The sequence below is a fragment of the Paraburkholderia sp. UCT31 genome (genome assembly GCF_014397655.1).
Taxonomy (GTDB): domain Bacteria; phylum Pseudomonadota; class Gammaproteobacteria; order Burkholderiales; family Burkholderiaceae; genus Paraburkholderia; species Paraburkholderia tuberum.
This window is the reverse complement of record NZ_VZQP01000035.1, coordinates 70,443-86,222: the sequence shown is the minus strand read 5'-3', so window position 1 is coordinate 86,222 and position 15,780 is coordinate 70,443. Positions and strand designations below refer to the sequence as shown.

The 15,780-nt window shown below is 67.3% G+C and carries 15 protein-coding genes; 2 read left to right on the top strand and 13 right to left on the bottom strand.

Annotated features, from left to right (window positions below):
* The 7 genes from F6X40_RS26625 to F6X40_RS26595 all read right to left on the bottom strand — a co-directional run.
* The coding region (locus F6X40_RS26625) for a malonate decarboxylase holo-ACP synthase (RefSeq protein ID WP_187629832.1) at nt 1-573 on the bottom strand (573 nt) is incomplete at its 3' end.
* Nucleotides 573-1,394, bottom strand: coding sequence for a biotin-independent malonate decarboxylase subunit gamma (gene mdcE, locus F6X40_RS26620; protein ID WP_187629826.1), 822 nt, complete (start codon nt 1,392-1,394; stop codon nt 573-575). The genes F6X40_RS26625 and mdcE, both read right to left, overlap by 1 nt.
* Complete coding sequence (locus F6X40_RS26615; RefSeq protein ID WP_187629825.1) at nt 1,391-2,275, bottom strand: biotin-independent malonate decarboxylase subunit beta; 885 nt, start codon at nt 2,273-2,275, stop codon at nt 1,391-1,393. Before F6X40_RS26615 ends, mdcE begins: the two co-directional genes overlap by 4 nt.
* Nucleotides 2,272-2,595: a malonate decarboxylase subunit delta gene (locus tag F6X40_RS26610; RefSeq protein WP_184038621.1), complete on the bottom strand. Its 324-nt coding sequence runs from the start codon at nt 2,593-2,595 to the stop codon at nt 2,272-2,274. The genes F6X40_RS26615 and F6X40_RS26610 overlap by 4 nt, the downstream gene beginning before the upstream one ends.
* 5 nt (nt 2,596-2,600) lie before the next feature.
* Nucleotides 2,601-3,566, bottom strand: coding sequence for a triphosphoribosyl-dephospho-CoA synthase (locus F6X40_RS26605; RefSeq protein WP_187629824.1), 966 nt, complete (start codon nt 3,564-3,566; stop codon nt 2,601-2,603).
* 2 nt (nt 3,567-3,568) lie between these two features.
* Nucleotides 3,569-5,239, bottom strand: a complete 1,671-nt coding sequence (gene mdcA, locus F6X40_RS26600) for a malonate decarboxylase subunit alpha (RefSeq protein WP_187629831.1) — start codon at nt 5,237-5,239, stop codon at nt 3,569-3,571.
* Nucleotides 5,240-5,259: 20 nt separating this feature from the next.
* Nucleotides 5,260-6,030, bottom strand: a complete 771-nt coding sequence (locus F6X40_RS26595; protein WP_187629823.1) for a GntR family transcriptional regulator — start codon at nt 6,028-6,030, stop codon at nt 5,260-5,262.
* Between the two features lie 205 nt (nt 6,031-6,235).
* On the opposite strand from F6X40_RS26595, the gene F6X40_RS26590 reads away from it, so the two are divergent.
* Nucleotides 6,236-7,534, top strand: coding sequence for an MFS transporter (locus tag F6X40_RS26590; protein WP_187629830.1), 1,299 nt, complete (start codon nt 6,236-6,238; stop codon nt 7,532-7,534).
* Between the two features lie 21 nt (nt 7,535-7,555).
* Here F6X40_RS26590 and F6X40_RS26585 read toward each other — a convergent pair whose 3' ends face one another.
* Nucleotides 7,556-8,488, bottom strand: a complete 933-nt coding sequence (locus F6X40_RS26585; protein ID WP_187629822.1) for a DMT family transporter — start codon at nt 8,486-8,488, stop codon at nt 7,556-7,558.
* A gap of 102 nt (nt 8,489-8,590) precedes the next feature.
* Here F6X40_RS26585 and F6X40_RS26580 point away from each other — a divergent pair, with 102 nt between their 5' ends.
* Complete coding sequence (locus F6X40_RS26580) at nt 8,591-9,448, top strand: LysR family transcriptional regulator (RefSeq protein WP_090806141.1); 858 nt, start codon at nt 8,591-8,593, stop codon at nt 9,446-9,448.
* A 23-nt stretch (nt 9,449-9,471) separates the two neighbouring features.
* On the opposite strand, the gene F6X40_RS26575 is transcribed toward F6X40_RS26580, so the two are convergent.
* The 5 genes from F6X40_RS26575 to F6X40_RS26555 all read right to left on the bottom strand — a co-directional run bounded on the left by F6X40_RS26575 (nt 9,472) and on the right by F6X40_RS26555 (nt 15,729).
* Nucleotides 9,472-10,527, bottom strand: a complete 1,056-nt coding sequence (locus F6X40_RS26575; RefSeq protein ID WP_187629821.1) for an ABC transporter ATP-binding protein — start codon at nt 10,525-10,527, stop codon at nt 9,472-9,474.
* Nucleotides 10,528-10,577: 50 nt separating this feature from the next.
* Nucleotides 10,578-12,182, bottom strand: a complete 1,605-nt coding sequence (locus tag F6X40_RS26570) for an ABC transporter permease (RefSeq protein WP_187629820.1) — start codon at nt 12,180-12,182, stop codon at nt 10,578-10,580.
* Nucleotides 12,183-13,214 carry an iron ABC transporter substrate-binding protein gene (locus F6X40_RS26565; protein WP_187629819.1) on the bottom strand — a complete coding sequence of 344 codons (1,032 nt, stop codon included), beginning with the start codon at nt 13,212-13,214 and terminating at the stop codon, nt 12,183-12,185.
* A gap of 71 nt (nt 13,215-13,285) precedes the next feature.
* On the bottom strand, nt 13,286-14,599 hold the full coding sequence (gene efeB, locus F6X40_RS26560; RefSeq protein WP_187629818.1) for an iron uptake transporter deferrochelatase/peroxidase subunit: 1,314 nt from the start codon (nt 14,597-14,599) through the stop codon (nt 13,286-13,288).
* 35 nt (nt 14,600-14,634) lie between these two features.
* Nucleotides 14,635-15,729 (bottom strand): hypothetical protein, encoded by a 1,095-nt coding sequence (locus F6X40_RS26555; protein ID WP_222946168.1) that lies wholly within the window; start codon nt 15,727-15,729, stop codon nt 14,635-14,637.
* Nucleotides 15,730-15,780 lie beyond the last annotated feature (51 nt).

Sequence of the window (15,780 nt, the reverse complement as noted above, 5' to 3'; positions counted from 1 at the left end):
CGTTTCGAGTTGCGCATCGATGCGGATACCGATATGCGCCGCGAGCGTTTGCAGTTGCTCCAGCAAAGCACTCGCGACATTCAGCGCCAGCGGTTGCGGCACGCGGATCAACAGATCGAGGTCGCTCGTTTCGTTGACAGTCGGCACGTGCGTCGCCAGTTCAAAGCCGGTGCTGCCAATAGGTCCCCAAGCGAATCCACCAAGCGGACCGCCCGAATCACGTTGCAACGAAAGCAGTGCAACGAACGAGGGCAATGCAGCACGTCCAGCATCGGTTTGCGTCTGCGCGAGCGATTCCGGCGGCACGGCACCGACGATATCGTCCGCATGCACCGATGTGCCGTAGCGTTGCGCTCGCTTCGCACCGCGCACGCCGATCGCGACGAAACCATCAGCGGCGAGCGCGCGTCGGACGACCGCATACGGCGCGCGTTCGAACGCGTCGCGAACCCACGCTGGTTCGTCATCGGGCGAGTCCAGCCGCCGCAAGCGCAGCAGATCATGCGGCCGCCACCGCGCGTCGCACGACGTGGCGTGCACGGTGGAGAAGGGCGCAGCCGCGCACACGCGCATCACACGGCATCCCATTGTTCGGCAAGACGCCGCCGCACCTCGATCGACGCCGCGCGAGTCTGCCGCGCCGCCGCCGATTCCAGCCGACGCGCGAGCGTACGATCCCCCTCGCGCGCGCTGCGAATCTGCTCGACCAGCACCGTGCGCACGCGCTCGATCTGTGCCGCGTCGGGCGCGTCCGCGTCGACGCCTTCGATCAACTGATCGAGCAGCCCCAACTTCGCGAACGACGTCATCGAATACGACATCGGCACGATCGTGTCGCCGAGTTCGTCGAGTTCTTCGACCGTGCGGCGCGTGACACGCGCGGCCGCTTCCTTGCCCATCGCGTGGACCATCGTGCCGGGCGCGTCGAGCGCGACGATGCGGTTCGCCTGATAGCCGTGCGCGAGGAACGCGCCGGACATCGCCGGACCGACGATCAGCGCGATCACCGGATGGCCGGCGTCGCGCGCGCTCGCATAGGCGTCGACGGCGGCCGCGCAGGCGAGGTGGATGCCGAGCATTTCCTCGCGATAGCCGTACGCCTGGCTCTTCACGTCGACGATCGCGACGATCGGGCGGCGCGTGCCGGCGTCCACACCCGCATCCGCTTCGATCGCTTCACGCACCGCGCGCGCGAGTTGCCAGCCTTGTTCGAGCCCGACCACGTTGGTGGTCGCGCGCGGAAAACGGTTCGCGGGATCGGGCACGACCGTGATGAAGCGCGCGGTGTCGCCGCCGAGCGGCGCATCGCCGCTCCAGACGGGCGCCGTGCTCGACGGTTCACCGGCAAGTGCATTAAACCAGCGCGCGCCGCGCGTGAGTGTCGTGTCGTTCATGCCTGCTCCCTGTTCGACGCATCGCGCCCTTGCGGGTTGTACACATCACGCAGCGTCTCGGGCGTAACGCTCGCCGGATCGATCCGCGCGAGCCGCTGCAAGAACATGTCGACCTGTTCGCTGCGATGCGTGGCCGGCACGCCTTGCACGAATGCGGCGCGTACGGCGGCGCGCACGGCCTCGGCATCGTCGTCGACGAGTGTGTCGGCGAGCGCGCTCGCGACGCGCTGCTCGCCGCCGATCAGTTGCCATACGCGGCGGCGGTCGCTCGCATCGAGCTCTTCGATACCGGCTTCCTGCTCGATCACTTCAGGTCCGTTCATGCCGAGCCGTCCCTGCTTCGTCACGATCAGATACGAGCACAGCGCGGCCGCGAGCGACATGCCGCCAAAGCAGCCGACCATGCCCGCGATCACGCCGACCACCGGCACGCGCCGGCGCAGCGCGACGATCGCCGCCTGAATCTCGGCGATGACCGCAAGCCCAAGGTTCGCTTCCTGCAGCCGCACGCCGCCGGTCTCGAACAGCACGACCGGGCGCACGCGCTTGCCACGCTCGCAGTCGCGTAGCGCCATCTCGAGCGCCGCGGCGATCTTGCTGCCCGACACTTCGCCGATGCTGCCGCCCTGGAACGCCGATTCGATCGCGGCGACTACGGCCGGTTCGCCGTCGATCGTGCCGCGCGCGATCACGCAGCCGTCGTCGGCCTGGCAGACGATGCCCTGCAAGGGCAGCCAAGGCGACCCGATGCGATCGAACGGTCCGAGCAGTTCGCGGAAGCTGCCCGCGTCGAGCACCGAGCGGGCGCGCTCGCGCGCGGGCAGTTCGATGAAGCTTTCGCGCAGCAGCGGCGCGCTAGGTACGCTGGCGCTCGTGCTCATACGCTGTCTCCTTCCTCGGCCGCTTCGACCGCTTCGGCGAGCCGCAACGCGACCACGCCCGGCGTCGCGCCGAAGTCATTGATCTCGATGTGCGCGGCGCCGTCGTAGCGCGTGAAGAAGCGGTCGAGCACGCTCTTCCAGATGTGGCTATAGCCGTCGACGCTGGTGCGCACCACCACGTGCGCGGCGAGCGCCGAACCGCCTGGATCGGCGGCGGCAGGCGACAGCAGCACTTCCAGATCGCCCGAGCCGACCACGCCGACGTGCGCGCGGGTCGTGACGGCGCGTTGCGCCGGATAGTCGAAGGTCAGATGTTCCATGAGGCTCAGCTCCGGCTGGCGTCGCGATGCGCCAGCATGTCGAGAAAGAGGGTGGCGGCGAGCAGATCGGCCGCGCCGCCCGGCGATGCGTTCAGCGACAGCAGTTCGCGTTCGAGCGCGTCGAGCGCGACGCGGCCCGCGGCTGTCGAACTGCCGCCCGCGTCGAGCACGCGCCGCGCGCCGCGCTGCCCCGCATGCAAGCCCGCGAGTCCCGCGCGATGCAGCAGGCAGGTATCGTCGAGCGTGCTCATGATCGCGAGCAGCGCATCGATGCGCGCGGCGTTTTCGTCGAGACCGCGTGCGCGGGCCGCGTGCAATGCCGGCAGGCCGACCTCGAGCGCGTGCGGAAAGCCGTCCTGCGCTTCGCGCCGCGCGCCGCCGACCTGATAGCGTCGACGCGCGCGTTCGCCGTGGCTATCGGACGAAGCGGCGAAGCGGTCCGGGAAGCAGGCGATCTGCGCGGCCAGCGTGCAGATGCGCGAGGTATCGACACGGTTGGGATCGGCAGGTCTGTCCGCACGCATGGAGGAACTCGAAGCCGTTTCGAGCGCCACGCCCGCGACAAGCAAGCCGATGATCCAGATCGCGCCGCGATGCGCATTGCTCCCTCCCGTCGCCTGCATCATCTCCTGTTCGCCCGCGCGGCCGATCTGCGCGAGCTCGGCGCGCAGCAGCGCCGAGGGTTCGGCGCTGCTGCGCGCCGTGCGCGCCAGCGCCGCGAAGGTCGGTTCGAGCGCGTGCGCGGAGCGCCGCATGATCGCGAGATCGAGGTCGCGATGCGCGCCGCTGCCGCGCCGATCGACGAGCGCGGGCTTCGGCGTGAGCTCCGCCTCGTCGATCAGCGCGATGATCGCGTCGCGCGCGAGTTGGGCGTCGGAAAACGGCGCGACCGGCGAGGTGCCACATGCATCGTGTAGGACCGAAGCATGCGGCGCGTCCAACCGTTCAGGAAGAACAGCAGCGGACGCCATCGTCACCAGCTCCGGAAGCGCGCGGGCGGCGCGTACAGTCCGCCCGACCACGTGACCAGATCGTCGATGCTGCGCGCCGCGAGCAGCGAACGCTTCGCGTCGCCGCGCCGGATGCCGAGATCTTCCGGATACGCGACGATGCCGCGCCGGCGCAATTCCGCGGTTGTCTCGGGCTTCGCGCGCAGACCGATCGGCGTGACACCGGCCACCGCAGCGACCGCCGCGCGCCGCTCGTCGATGCCTTCGGCCTTGTGCAGATGCGCGATGCCTTCCTCGGTGACCACATGGCTCACGTCGTCGCCGTAGATCATCACCGGCGCGATCGGCATGCCGTTTTTCGCGCCGACGGCGACCGCGTCGAGTTCATCGACGAAGGTCGGCTCGCCGCCTTTCTTGTACGTTTCCGCGAGTTGCACGACGAGCTTCTGGCCACGCGACACCGCGCCGTCGCCCTTCAACAGCTTCAGCCACGCCTCGCTCGAATGACGCCGGCCGCGCGGATCGTGGCCCATGTTCGGCGCGCCGCCGAAACCGGCGAGCCGTCCGCGCGTGACCGTCGACGAATTCGCGTCCGCATCGATCTGCAGCGTCGAGCCGATGAACAGGTCGACGCCGTATTGCCCGGCCAACTGGCACAGCACGCGGTTCGAGCGCAGGCTGCCGTCGTTGCCGGTGAAGAACACATCGGGGCGCGCCTCGATATACGCCTCCATGCCGACCTCGCTGCCGAAGCAATGGATGCTGTCGACCCAGCCCGATTCGATCGCGGGGATCATCGTCGGGTGCGGATTGAGTGTCCAGTTGCGGCAGATCTTGCGCTTGAGACCGAGCGATTCGCCGTAGGTGGGCAGCAGCAGTTCGATCGCCGCGGTATCGAAGCCTATGCCGTGATTCAGCGACGTGACGCCATACGGCTCGTAGATGCCGCGTATCACCATCATCGCGGTCAGCACCTGCAAGTCGCCGATATGACGCGGATCGCGCGTGAACAGCGGCTCGACCGCGAACGGCCGGTCCGCCTGCACGACCACGTCGACCCACGAGCCCGGAATGTCGACGCGCGGCAATTCGTCGACGATCTCGTTGACCTGCACGATCACGATGCCGTGACGGAACGCGGCGGCCTCGGCGATCGTCGGCGTGTCCTCGGTATTCGGGCCGGTGTACAGATTGCCGTGACGGTCGGCCTTGTCCGCGCACAGCAGGGCAACGTGCGGCGTCAGGTCGACGAACATGCGCGCATACAGCTCGACATACGTATAGACCGCGCCGATTTCGAGCTGGCCGTCTTCGAGCAGTTGCGCGACGCGCAGACTCTGCGGCCCCGCGAACGAGAAATCGACCTTGTGCGCGATGCCGCGCTCGAACAGCGTCAAGTGCTCAGGACGACTGATGCTCGAAATCAGCAGATGCACGTCGTGCAGCTTGTGCGGATCGACCGTGGCGAGCGAGCGCGACAGGAAGTCGGCCTGTTTCTGGTTGTCGCCTTCGAGCGCGACGCGCTCGCCGGGCTGGATCAACGTTTCGAGCGCATCGACGATGCGGTGCGTGGGCAGTACGCCGTCTTGGAGCCACGGCGCGATGGCCGCGAGGCGGCGGTTCTTTTCGTCGCGCCGGGTCGTCCACGAGCGGACAGTGGACCGCGATGCGGCGGCTTCGGCGGGGTGGGTCATCGGCTCGGTCATCGGTTCGATCAGCTCCCGGTGGTGACGCGCGGACGGCGGCCGCGCGGCTTCGGTTGATGCGCAAGCGCTTCTTCGCGCGTGCGCTCGGTCAGGAAACGATGCAGAAGCTCGCCGGTGCCGAGCAGATGCGCGACCACCAGCGACTGCGCGGTCGCGATATCGCGGCGCTCGACGGCTTCGAGCAGCGCGGCGTGCTCACTGTCGGACTCGCCCTTGTACGACGGCAAGCCGAACTTCAGGCGCAGATAGCGTTCGCCACGCCGGTGCAGCAAGCCGATCATGTCCTCGAGCTGCGGCCGGCCGGCGGGCGCGTAGAGACACATATGGAACGCGGCATTGCGCGTGACGTATAGCGACGGATCCTCTTCGCGCTCGGCGGCGCGGCACAAGTCCCTGGCTTCGCGCAGCGTCGCGGCGGTGTGATGCGGAATCGCAAGGCCGAGCGCGAGACTTTCGAGCGCCGAGCGGATCTCGTAGATCTCGCGCGCTTCGTTGGCGGACAGCGGCGCGACGCTCGCGCCTTTATGGACCGCCGCGCGTGCCCAGCCCTCGCTTTCGAGCTGGCGCAGCGCCTCACGCACGGGAATCGCACTGACCGAGAAATGCCGGGCAATCGCGTCCTGGCGCAGCGGGGCGCCAGGCGCGAGCGTGCCGTCGACGATCGCCGCGCGCAGCGCCTCGGCAATCATGTGCGAGGTGCTTTCGCGCGGCGCGGCGGCCGGAAGAAACGAACCGGACATGGCGGCTTCCAGGGGAAAACCTTCAGTTGCGTCGGTCATGGTATCAAATATTATATATAAAAAGACGCGCATTTCAGCGCGGGCAAACCCGGAAGTCTTGAACCACATTCCAGGCAGGTGCTCGCGCCGTCCTCTGAATGAGTTGTACGAGGACATCGCCGATCAATCAACGTCGTCGAGCCATCCCCAAGCGCGCCCGTCCCTTTCTTCGTTACGTTCAACTATCGTAGGCCGGAGGAGCATGATGAATACGGTAACCGACCGACGAGCGCTCGCGCGTCAGCGCACACCGCTCAATCGTTCGCAGATCGCAGGGTTCTGGGGAGCGTGGGCCGGCTGGACGCTCGACGGCATGGACTCGTTCATTTACGCGCTGGTGCTCACGCCCGCGCTGACCGAGCTGTTGCCGCGTTCGGGCTTCGCGGCGACGCCGTCGAATGTCGGCCTCGCAGGATCGATCCTGTTCGCGCTGTTTCTGGTCGGTTGGGGACTGTCGTTCATCTGGGGACCGCTCGCCGATCGCTTCGGCCGCACCAAGGTGCTCGCCGCCACCATCTTCACGTTCGCGATTTTCACCGGGCTCGCCGCGACCTCGACCAATGTGTGGCAGCTCGGTATTTATCGCTTCATCGCGGGCGTCGGGATCGGCGGGGAATGGGCGCTCGCGGGCACCTACGTTGCCGAGGCCTGGCCGGAGGATCGTCGCAAAATGGGCGCCGGTTATCTGCAGACCGGCTACTACGCGGGCTTCTTTCTTGCGGCTGCGCTCAATTACACGGTCGGCGTGCATTTCGGCTGGCGCGCGATGTTCCTGACCGGCGCGGTACCGGTCGTCGTCGCGATTCTGATTCTGCTGCGCGTGAAGGAGCCGCAGAAGTGGCAGAAGGCCCACGCAAAGACGGTGCGCGTGAAGCCGTTGCGCGAGATCTTGGGGCCGGCTTACCGGCGTCGCACATGGGTCGCGTGCATTCTGCTGACCATCGCGATCATCGGGCTGTGGGCGGGCGCCGTCTACGAGCCGTCCGCGGTGATCCAACTGGCGGCGCGCGCCGGCATGTCCAAGGGCGATTCGATTCGCACCGCGTCGCTCGCGACCGGCTTGCTGTCGATCGGCACGATCCTCGGTTGTCTCGCGCTGCCGCCACTGGCCGAGCGCATCGGCCGCAAGATGACGCTCGCGGTGTACTTCGCGGGGATGGCGGTGTCGATCGCGGCGAGCTTCGGTTGGGCGTTCTATCTGCCGAACGGGCTCGCGCCGTTCATCGCGTGGCTGTTCGTGCTGGGCTTTTTCGGCGGCAACTTCGCGTTGTTCAGCCTGTGGCTGCCCGAGCAGTTCGAAACCCGTGTACGCGCGACGGCGTTTGCGTTCTGCACGTCGTTTGGACGCTTCGTCGGCGCCGGCGTCAACTTTCTGCTCGGCGCGGCGGTGCTGCATAGGCAGACGCTCGGCGTGCCGATCGCGTTGACCGCGCTCGTGTTCGTCCTCGGCCTGTTCGTGATTCCGTTCGCGCCGGAGACGAAGGGCGAGACGCTGCCGCAGTAAGAACCGGGCGGGCGGCGCGCTTTACTTCGCGTGACTGCGTGCCCGCCCACCCGGATGGAGCAGCGTCAGCAACGGCCAGCCGAGATTGACGCCGAGACTCGCGGCGACGATCAGCGCCATGCCCGCCAGTTGCGAGAGCGACAGCGCACGGCCATACACGAGCGCATCCACGACGATCGCGGTCAGCGGATAAACGAACAACAGCACCGCGATCACTGGCGTGCTGAGCTTGGGCAGCGCGCCGTAAATCAGCACATACGACAATCCCGTGTGCAGCACGCCCATGCCGATCAGCCAGAACCACTGCATCGGACCGATATGCGTGAGCGTCAAAGGCGCGATGAGCGGCGCGATCAGCGGCAGACAGATCACGCCGACCGCGCATTGCGTGAGCGTCAGCAGATGCGGGCGCATTTCGCCGAGGCTCTTCGCGATCAGCGTGACGCTCGCATACAGCAGCGAGCCGAGCAGCGCTTCGCTCAAGCCGATCAGATAGCTGCTGTGGCCTTGCAGGTTTCCGGCCGCGATCACGCCCGACGCGAGCACGAGCCCGACGAACGCCGTCGCGATCCAGCCGAACCGGTCCACGCCGAGCCGCTCGTTAAAGAGCGCCGCGCCGATCAGCACGACCCAGAACGGCTGCACGTGAAACACGACGGTCGCGACCGCGATGCTGGTGCGATGAATCGCATCGAAAAAGCCGACCCATTGCGTGACCATCAGCACGCCGGAAATCAGCGCGAGCGCGACCGTGCGGCGCGTGAACTGCGCGCGCGTGAAAAAGCCCTTCCACGCGCAATAGGCGGCGAGCGAGAGAAAGCCGAACAGGCAGCGGAAGAACACGAGCGTCAGCGCATCGAGCCGCGCCTCCTCGACGAAAACGCCGATCGTGCCCATCAGCAGGCCGCCGCTCGCCAGCGTGATCGCGCCTTGTTGACGTGAGGTGAGGGACATGCGCAACGACTCCGAAACATGATGCCTGCGAGTATTGCGCCGCTTGTGGCCTGTTCACAAACGAATTAAATTGAGCAATTCCATAAGCCCGGTTGATAAATCGTGAACCCTGAATTCGACGTCGATCTGTTGCGCAGCTTCGTCGCGGTCGTGGAGGCGGGCAGCTTCACGAAGGCGGCGGCGAGCGTGCATCGCTCGCAGGCGGCGGTCAGCATGCAGATCAAGCGGCTCGAAACGATGCTCGGCACGACGCTGTTCGCACGCAACACGCGCAACCTGTCGCTGACGCGGCCCGGCAGTACGCTGCTCGAATACGCGCGGCGCGCGCTTGCGTTGCAGGAGGAGGCGTGGTCGGCGATCGTGCGGCCCGAGGTGACCGGGCGGGTGGTGCTCGGCGCGCCGGACGACTATGTGTCGTCGCTGCTATCGCCGGTGTTGCGGCGTTTCGCGACGCTGTATCCGCGCGTCGAGATCGAGATCGTCTGCGCGCAGAGCACGGCGCTCGCGCCGATGCTCGCGGACAACAAGATCGACCTCGCATTCGTCACGCGCGACCGCAGGATGCGCGGCGAATTCGTGCGCAGCGAACCGATGGTGTGGGTGGGGGCGTCGGTCGATACGCCGGTGCTGAAGGCCTCGCCGTTGCCGGTGGGTTTGTACGAGCCGGGCTGCGTCGCGCGCCAGCACACGCTGGCTGCGCTGGATGGTGCGCGCATCCGTTATCGCGCGGCGTTCAGCAGCGCGAGCCTGATGGGGCTCGTCGCGACCGTGGATGCCGGTTTGTCGGTGATTGCGCTGACGCGGTGCAGCGTGCCGCCGCGGCTCGCGATACTCGGCGACGCGCAAGGCCTGCCGAGAATCGCGCCGCTCGAAATCGTGGTCGCGCGCAGCGCGAAATCGGATCGGCCGACCTGCGATTATCTGGCGCAGCAGATGGTGCAGGATCTGTCGCTGCGGTAGCCAAGCGTGCCAGCCTTAGCCGTTCAGGTGCGCGAATAGGCGGTCACTTCACCCTCGACCGCGAGCCGCACGCGCTCACCCGGACGCGGGCACAGATAACCGGGCACGCGCGCGCGCACCATCGCCCGCGTCGCGGACTGCAATTGCAGCGCGACGCTTGCGTCCTGCCCCTGGAAGATCACGTCAGTGACGAGCGCGTCGTGTGCGGCGCCTGTGCGCGCGGTTTCATCGGCGCGCAGCAGGCGGATCTGCTCGGGACGCACCATTACGTCGACCGCACCGTGACCGACGGGCGCGACCAGTGCGAGTTCGCCGAGCTCGCAACTCGCGCGATCGTGTTGCGCGATGCCCGGCAACAACACCGCCTCGCCAATGAACGACGCAAGCTCGCGCGTCACCGGCCGGCGGTATAGCACTTCGGGCGTCGCGGTCTGGATCAGCCTCCCATTCCACAGCACCGCGACCTCATGCCCGAGCGACAACGCCTCGGACTGATCGTGTGTGACCAGCACGGCAGTCGCGCCGGCCGCGGCCAGCGCACTTGCGACCGCCTGGCGCGTTTCGACGCGCAGCGCGGCGTCGAGCGAGGAGAACGGCTCGTCGAGCATGATCAGCGTCGGCGTGGGTGCGAGCGCACGGGCGAGCGCGACACGTTGCTGTTGACCGCCCGACAGTTGCTGCGGCGCGCGCTCGCCAAAATGCGCGGGCAGGCCGACCAACTCCAGCAACTCAGCGACGCGATGGCGCGCGCGGCGCTGCGTGCGTGGCAGACCGAACACGATGTTGTCCGCGACCGACAGATGCGGAAACAGCGCGCCTTCCTGCGGCACGTAGCCGATGCGGCGTTGCTCCGACGGTACGTGCAGGTTGTCGCCGACGACGCGCCGGCCATCGATCTCGACGCTGCCGCCGTCCGCGCGCTCGAAGCCGCACAACAGCCGCAGCAGCGTGGTCTTGCCGCTGCCCGAGGGCCCCAGCAGCGCGAGCAGCGTGCCGCGCTCGACCGAGAGATCGAGGCCGTGCAGCACCGGGTGACCGTCGAACGATTTCTGCAGTCCGCGGATACGAAGTTCGCTCATGAAAATCCGAAGTAGTCGAACAAAAGCAGCGATGAAAAAGCCGGCGCGTGTCAGCCGCGCTCGCCGAGCAGCGCCGAGCGGCCGAGCAGCGCGAACAGCAGCCCCGACGCGCACAGCGAGATGCCGGTCAGCAGCGCCGCATAGGGCGCGGCAGCGGCGAACGCCATCGTCGACGTGTCGGCCCACACCTGGGTCGCCAGCGTTTGCGTGTCGAGCGGCGACAGCAGCAGCGTCGCGTTCAGTTCGGTGACGACCGAGATGAACACCATCGCCGCGGCAGCGCCGAGCCCGGGGCCCGCGAGCGGCAGCACGACGCGCACGAGCGTCTGCGTCCAGTCAAGGCCGAGCGCGCGCGCGGTTTCCTCGAGGCGCGGCTGCGCCTGCATGAATGCCGCGCGCACGCTGACGAGCGCGACCGGCATGAACAGGATCGCGTAGGCGACGATCAGCAGCGTCGCACTTTGATAGAGCGGCTGCAGCGCATGCACGGCGAGCGAGACGATCGCGAGCGCAATCACGAGCCCCGGCACGCCCTGCGCGAGAAACACGGTGCGCTCGAACAGCGTCGCGAAACGCGTCGGATAACGCACCAGCAGAAACGCGAGCGGCACCACAAGCAACGTGGTCAGCGCGGCGGCCGCGAGGCCGAAACCCAGCGACGAACACGTCGCGTTCCACAGCAGTTCGGGCGATACGTCGGCCGGCGTCACGGCGGCCGCGCCCGGCTGCGTGAGCCAGAAGCCGATCATGCCGAGCGGTACGCCGAGCGTCGCAAGCGTCAGCAGCGCAAAGCCCGCGACGACGAGCCAGCGCCACCCACCGAGCTCGTAGCGCAACACCGCGCGGCGCGTGCCGCGATCGACGCGCTCATAGCGCGCTGCACCGCGCACGCGAAACTCGAACGCAAGCACGACGAGGCAGATCACGATCAGCAGACACGCGAGCAGCGATGCACCGCCGCCGTCGAAGCTGGTGCGATATTCCGCGTAGATCTGCGTGGTGAACGTATGAAAGCGCAGCAGCGTGAACGCGCCGAATTCCGATAGCACGCCGAGCGCGACGAGCAGCATGCCGCCGAGCAGCGCCGGCCGCAGTTGCGGCAGCACGACGCGCGCGAAACTCGTCCAGCGGTTGCAGCCGAGTGCGCGCGCGCTTTCTTCGAGTGCCGGGTCCATGCCGCGCAGCGCAGCGGCGACCGGCAGATAGACGAGCGGAAAATACGCGCAGGTCAAGACCAGCAACGCGCCGTTGAAGTCCTGCAAGTCCTCGCTCAAGGACACCCACGCATAGCTCGAAATGAAGGCCGGCATCGCGAGCGGCGCGGCGCACAGCACGGCCCACGCGCGCCGTCCGGGAAGATGCGTGCGCTCGACGAACCACGCGGCGGCCGTGCCGATCACCGCGCAAACGAGGGTCGTCGTGACGGTGATCAACGCCGTATTGACGAGCAGCTCGCCGACGAGGGGCCGCCAGATCAGATCGAGCGCGTCGCCGATCCCGAAGCTCGCCGCGCGCCAGAACGTAAACGCAATCGGCAGCAGCACCAGCAAAGCGCTGAGTGCTGCCGCCGCAAAAAGGCCGCGCGGCGCGCGCGTCCGCCCGCGCGCCGGGGCTGGGGGGACAGCCGGCGGACCGGCTGACAGTGCTTCGCTCATTTACAGCAGGCCTGCCTGACGTAGCAGCTTGCCGGCCTGGCTATCGTCGCCGAGCTGCTGGATCGTCAGCGTGGGCGGAGTCAGTTCGGCAAACGGCTTGAGGATCGGGTCCGGCGCGACACCCGCGTGCAGCGGATATTCGAACATCACGTGGCTGTTGGCCATCAGCTGCTGTGCGCGTTCGCTGACCAGATAGGCGAGAAACTTCTGCGCGCCGTCCGCGTTGTGCGCGGACTTCAGCACGCCCGCGCCCGATACGTTGACGAGCGCGCCGGCGTCGCCGTGGCCGAAGTGATAGATCGCGCTGCGGGTTTTCGCATCGCCGATTTCCGCATGCAGACGCGACCAGTAGTAGTTGTTGATCAGACCGGCCGCGACCCCGCCGCGATTGACCGCGGCGACCACGCCTTCGTCATCGTCGAAGATCTGCGCGTTGGCTTTGAGACCCTTCAGCCACGCGAGCGTCTGCTCTTCACCCTTCAGGGCCAGCACCGCGCTCACGAGTGGCAGGAAGTCGGCGTCGCTCGGCGCGATGCCGACCTTGCCTTTCCATTCAGGCTTCGCAAGGTCGAACACCGATTGCGGCAGTTGGGACGGCTGCAGCTTCGTCGTGTTGTATGCGAGCACGCTCTCGCGCGCGGTCACGGCGACCCATACACCGCTCGGCGAATTGAAACGTGCCGGCACCGCGCGGAGCGTCGCTTCGTCGACCTTCGCGAGCAGACCCTTTTCCTCGAGCAGCATCAGCTCCGGCGAGTTCTCCGTGAAGTACACGTCGGCGGGCGACGCCGCGCCTTCCGCGACGATCTGCGCGGCGAGCGCCGGGCCTTCGCCGCTGCGGATTTTTACCGAGATGCCCGACTGCTTTTCGAAGTCCTTCGCGAGCAGATTGACGACCTGCTCGTGCTGCGCGTTGTACAGCGTGATCGACGCCGAGTGAGCCGCCGACGGCATCGTCGCGAGCGCGGTGAGCGACAGCGCGGCCATGCTGCCGAGCGCGCGCAGACGGGTGGCAAACCAGGAATGAGCCATGTTGCAGAAGTCCGTTTTGATTGTGTTGAGTGAGCCAGGCGCTGCACGCCCGGCGTGCTTCATTTGCTGCATCACGTCTCGAACAGCCCCGCGCCGACATACGAACCCGGCTTCGCGCCCGGCGGCACGACGAAAATCGCGCTGCCGACGTGAGTCGTGAACTGGTTCATCATGTCGAACTTCGCGAGCCGGTCGTTGATCGGGATGAAGCCGGTGCGCGGGTCGCTTTGGTGCGCGATGAAAATCAGCCCCGCGTCGTACTCGGTTTCCTGGCGCCACGGCGGCCAGCGCTCGATATAGAAGTTCGTGCCTTCGTTGTACGAATACGAGCGGCGCAGAATCTGCGCGCCGTTGTTGCTCGCCGGATTCGACAGACGCACGTGCGAGTTCTCGGGGATCACCGGGTTACCGTCCTTGTCCTCGGCCTTCAGATTCACCGCGTCGAATTCATGCTTGCTGCCGATCGGCGCGCCGCTGTACTTGTGGCGGCCGAACACCTGTTCCTGGAAACCAAGCTCGGTGTTGTCCCAGTGTTCGAGCGTGACGCGGATGCGGCGCACGACCGTGTAGGTGCCGCCTTCCATCCACGGCGCGTCGTCGGTGGCGCGAGCCCACACGAACTGGTTCATCAGCTCAGGCTTCGCGGTCGCCGGATTGTTGGTGCCGTCCTTGAAGCCCATCAGGTTGCGCGGCGTCTGAGCGCGCGGACCGGACAGAAAACCGGCCTGGCCCCAGCGCATCGCGGCGACGCCGTAGGCACGGCGCGTCAGTTGGCGTACCGCGTGAAACGCAACCTGCGCGTCGTTCGCGCACGCCTGGATGAACAGGTCGCCGCCGGTCTTCTCCTTGATCAGCTGATCGCCGTTGAAGCGCGGCAAATCGACGAGCGCGGCGGGGCGGCGCGACGCGAGCCCGTAGCGGTCCTTGCCGTCCTTCGTGAAGAGGCCGGGGCCGAAGCCGAACGTGATGGTCAGACCGTTCGGGCCGAGGCCCAGCACGTCGCCGGAATCGGGGGCGGCTTGGTCGCCGCCGCCGTCGCCGGCGGGCAGCGCGAAGGCCGTGCCGCCTTGCGTCAGGCGCGCGGCTGCTTCGGTCCACGTGCGCAGCAGGGCGATCACGTCGTCGCGCTTGTCGGTGGTCAGATCGAGCGCGGCGACGTAGGTGTGGCTCTGCTGCGGCGTGACGATGCCGCCTTGATGCGGACCGTAGAACGGCTCGGCCGCGAACTGCGGATCGGCGTTCTGGGCGCTATGCGCGGGCGCCTTCGCGAGCGCGGGCGGCGAGGTCGCGAGGCCTGCGCCGAGACTCGCGCCGGCGGCGACCGCCGCGCCCCCCGCCTTCAGGAAGCCGCGTCGTGACGGCCGTGGGGGGTGATCGTTTGTCATGGTCATTCACCTTCTTGAAACTGCGTGGGTGCCGCCTACTTCGCGAGCACCAGTGTGTTCACGTCGTCTTCGACGTAGTAGAAGCCGTCGCCTTCCGGCGTCATCGCGATACCGAACAGGTCGCCGTTGCCGGGGGGCGATTGCGCCTTGTCGGTATCGATCCAGCGTGCGTACAGCTGCTTGCCGGTCGCCGGATCGATCTCGACGACCTGGCCGTTCAACGCGTTGGTCACCAGCAGGTGGCCATTGGGCGCGGTGACCATCGCGAGCGGACGATGCAGCAGGCCGTCGGCGGTCAACTGGCGGCCGACGCCCGCGCTGCTGTCGCGCGTGAGCGGATCGTCGATCTCGGTGATGCGGTTGCCGATCGCGTCGGACACGTACAGCAGTTTCTGATCGGCCGACAGCGCGAGGCCGGTCGGCCCGACGAGGAACACGCCCTTGTCGGCCTGCGCGCCGAAGCCGCTGCCGATCACGGTTTCCTGCTTCACGACGGGCGGCTTGCCTGCCGGCACGTCGAGGTCGAGGCGCAGCACGGTGGCCTGCTTGAACACGGGCGGATTGCCTTGCGCGTCGCCGACGCCGAAGCCCGCGTTGCTGACGAACAGCGTTGCGCTCGTGCCGTTGTCGACGACCGCCATGTTGCCCCACGGATCGTTGATGTTCGGCGTCGAGATCGTCGACGCGATCTTGCCTTGCGGGTCGATCACGATCAGGCAGCCAGCGCCCTTGGTGCCGGTCGTGCCGTCGTTGCTCGGCGTGCTGCCGACGATCACCCAGCCGGACTTCAGCATCGTCATCGCGGTCGACAGGCCGATGCCGCCCGGGCATTCCTTCAGATCGCGCGGCACGGTCGCGAACACCGTCATCTGTCTGGTGTCCGGGTGATAGTTGATGATCGTGCTGCCGGTGCCCTGCAGGTTTGTCGAGTTGTTGAAGTTGCCGACCAGCACGTCGCCTTTCTTCACGGTGCCCGCGCTGACCGGCGCGACCACGAGCGCGTACGGATTCTGGTCGCCGTTATCCGGCACGGTGTTGATCAGCGTCGTGTGATGCTTGATCGTTTCAAGGAAGCCTTGCGGCTCGGCCTGCGCGCTGGCGGCCGTCGTGAGAGCGGCGGCGCCGGCCATCGCGGCGAGCAGGGCTCGCGCGGCGCGCGCCGCAAGCTTGCGCGTGAGTTG

What these genes read in the sequence shown, in the direction of transcription:
- mdcE (WP_187629826.1), bottom strand. Translation starts at nt 1,394, where the DNA reads ATGAACGACACGACACTCACGCGCGGCGCGCGCTGGTTTAATGCACTT.
- F6X40_RS26615 (WP_187629825.1), bottom strand. Translation starts at nt 2,275, where the DNA reads ATGAGCACGAGCGCCAGCGTACCTAGCGCGCCGCTGCTGCGCGAAAGC.
- F6X40_RS26610 (WP_184038621.1), bottom strand. Translation starts at nt 2,595, where the DNA reads ATGGAACATCTGACCTTCGACTATCCGGCGCAACGCGCCGTCACGACC.
- F6X40_RS26605 (WP_187629824.1), bottom strand. Translation starts at nt 3,566, where the DNA reads ATGGCGTCCGCTGCTGTTCTTCCTGAACGGTTGGACGCGCCGCATGCT.
- mdcA (WP_187629831.1), bottom strand. Translation starts at nt 5,239, where the DNA reads ATGACCCACCCCGCCGAAGCCGCCGCATCGCGGTCCACTGTCCGCTCG.
- F6X40_RS26595 (WP_187629823.1), bottom strand. Translation starts at nt 6,030, where the DNA reads ATGACCGACGCAACTGAAGGTTTTCCCCTGGAAGCCGCCATGTCCGGT.
- F6X40_RS26590 (WP_187629830.1), top strand. Translation starts at nt 6,236, where the DNA reads ATGAATACGGTAACCGACCGACGAGCGCTCGCGCGTCAGCGCACACCG.
- F6X40_RS26585 (WP_187629822.1), bottom strand. Translation starts at nt 8,488, where the DNA reads ATGTCCCTCACCTCACGTCAACAAGGCGCGATCACGCTGGCGAGCGGC.
- F6X40_RS26575 (WP_187629821.1), bottom strand. Translation starts at nt 10,527, where the DNA reads ATGAGCGAACTTCGTATCCGCGGACTGCAGAAATCGTTCGACGGTCAC.
- F6X40_RS26570 (WP_187629820.1), bottom strand. Translation starts at nt 12,182, where the DNA reads ATGAGCGAAGCACTGTCAGCCGGTCCGCCGGCTGTCCCCCCAGCCCCG.
- F6X40_RS26565 (WP_187629819.1), bottom strand. Translation starts at nt 13,214, where the DNA reads ATGGCTCATTCCTGGTTTGCCACCCGTCTGCGCGCGCTCGGCAGCATG.
- efeB (WP_187629818.1), bottom strand. Translation starts at nt 14,599, where the DNA reads ATGACAAACGATCACCCCCCACGGCCGTCACGACGCGGCTTCCTGAAG.
- F6X40_RS26555 (WP_222946168.1), bottom strand. Translation starts at nt 15,729, where the DNA reads ATGGCCGGCGCCGCCGCTCTCACGACGGCCGCCAGCGCGCAGGCCGAG.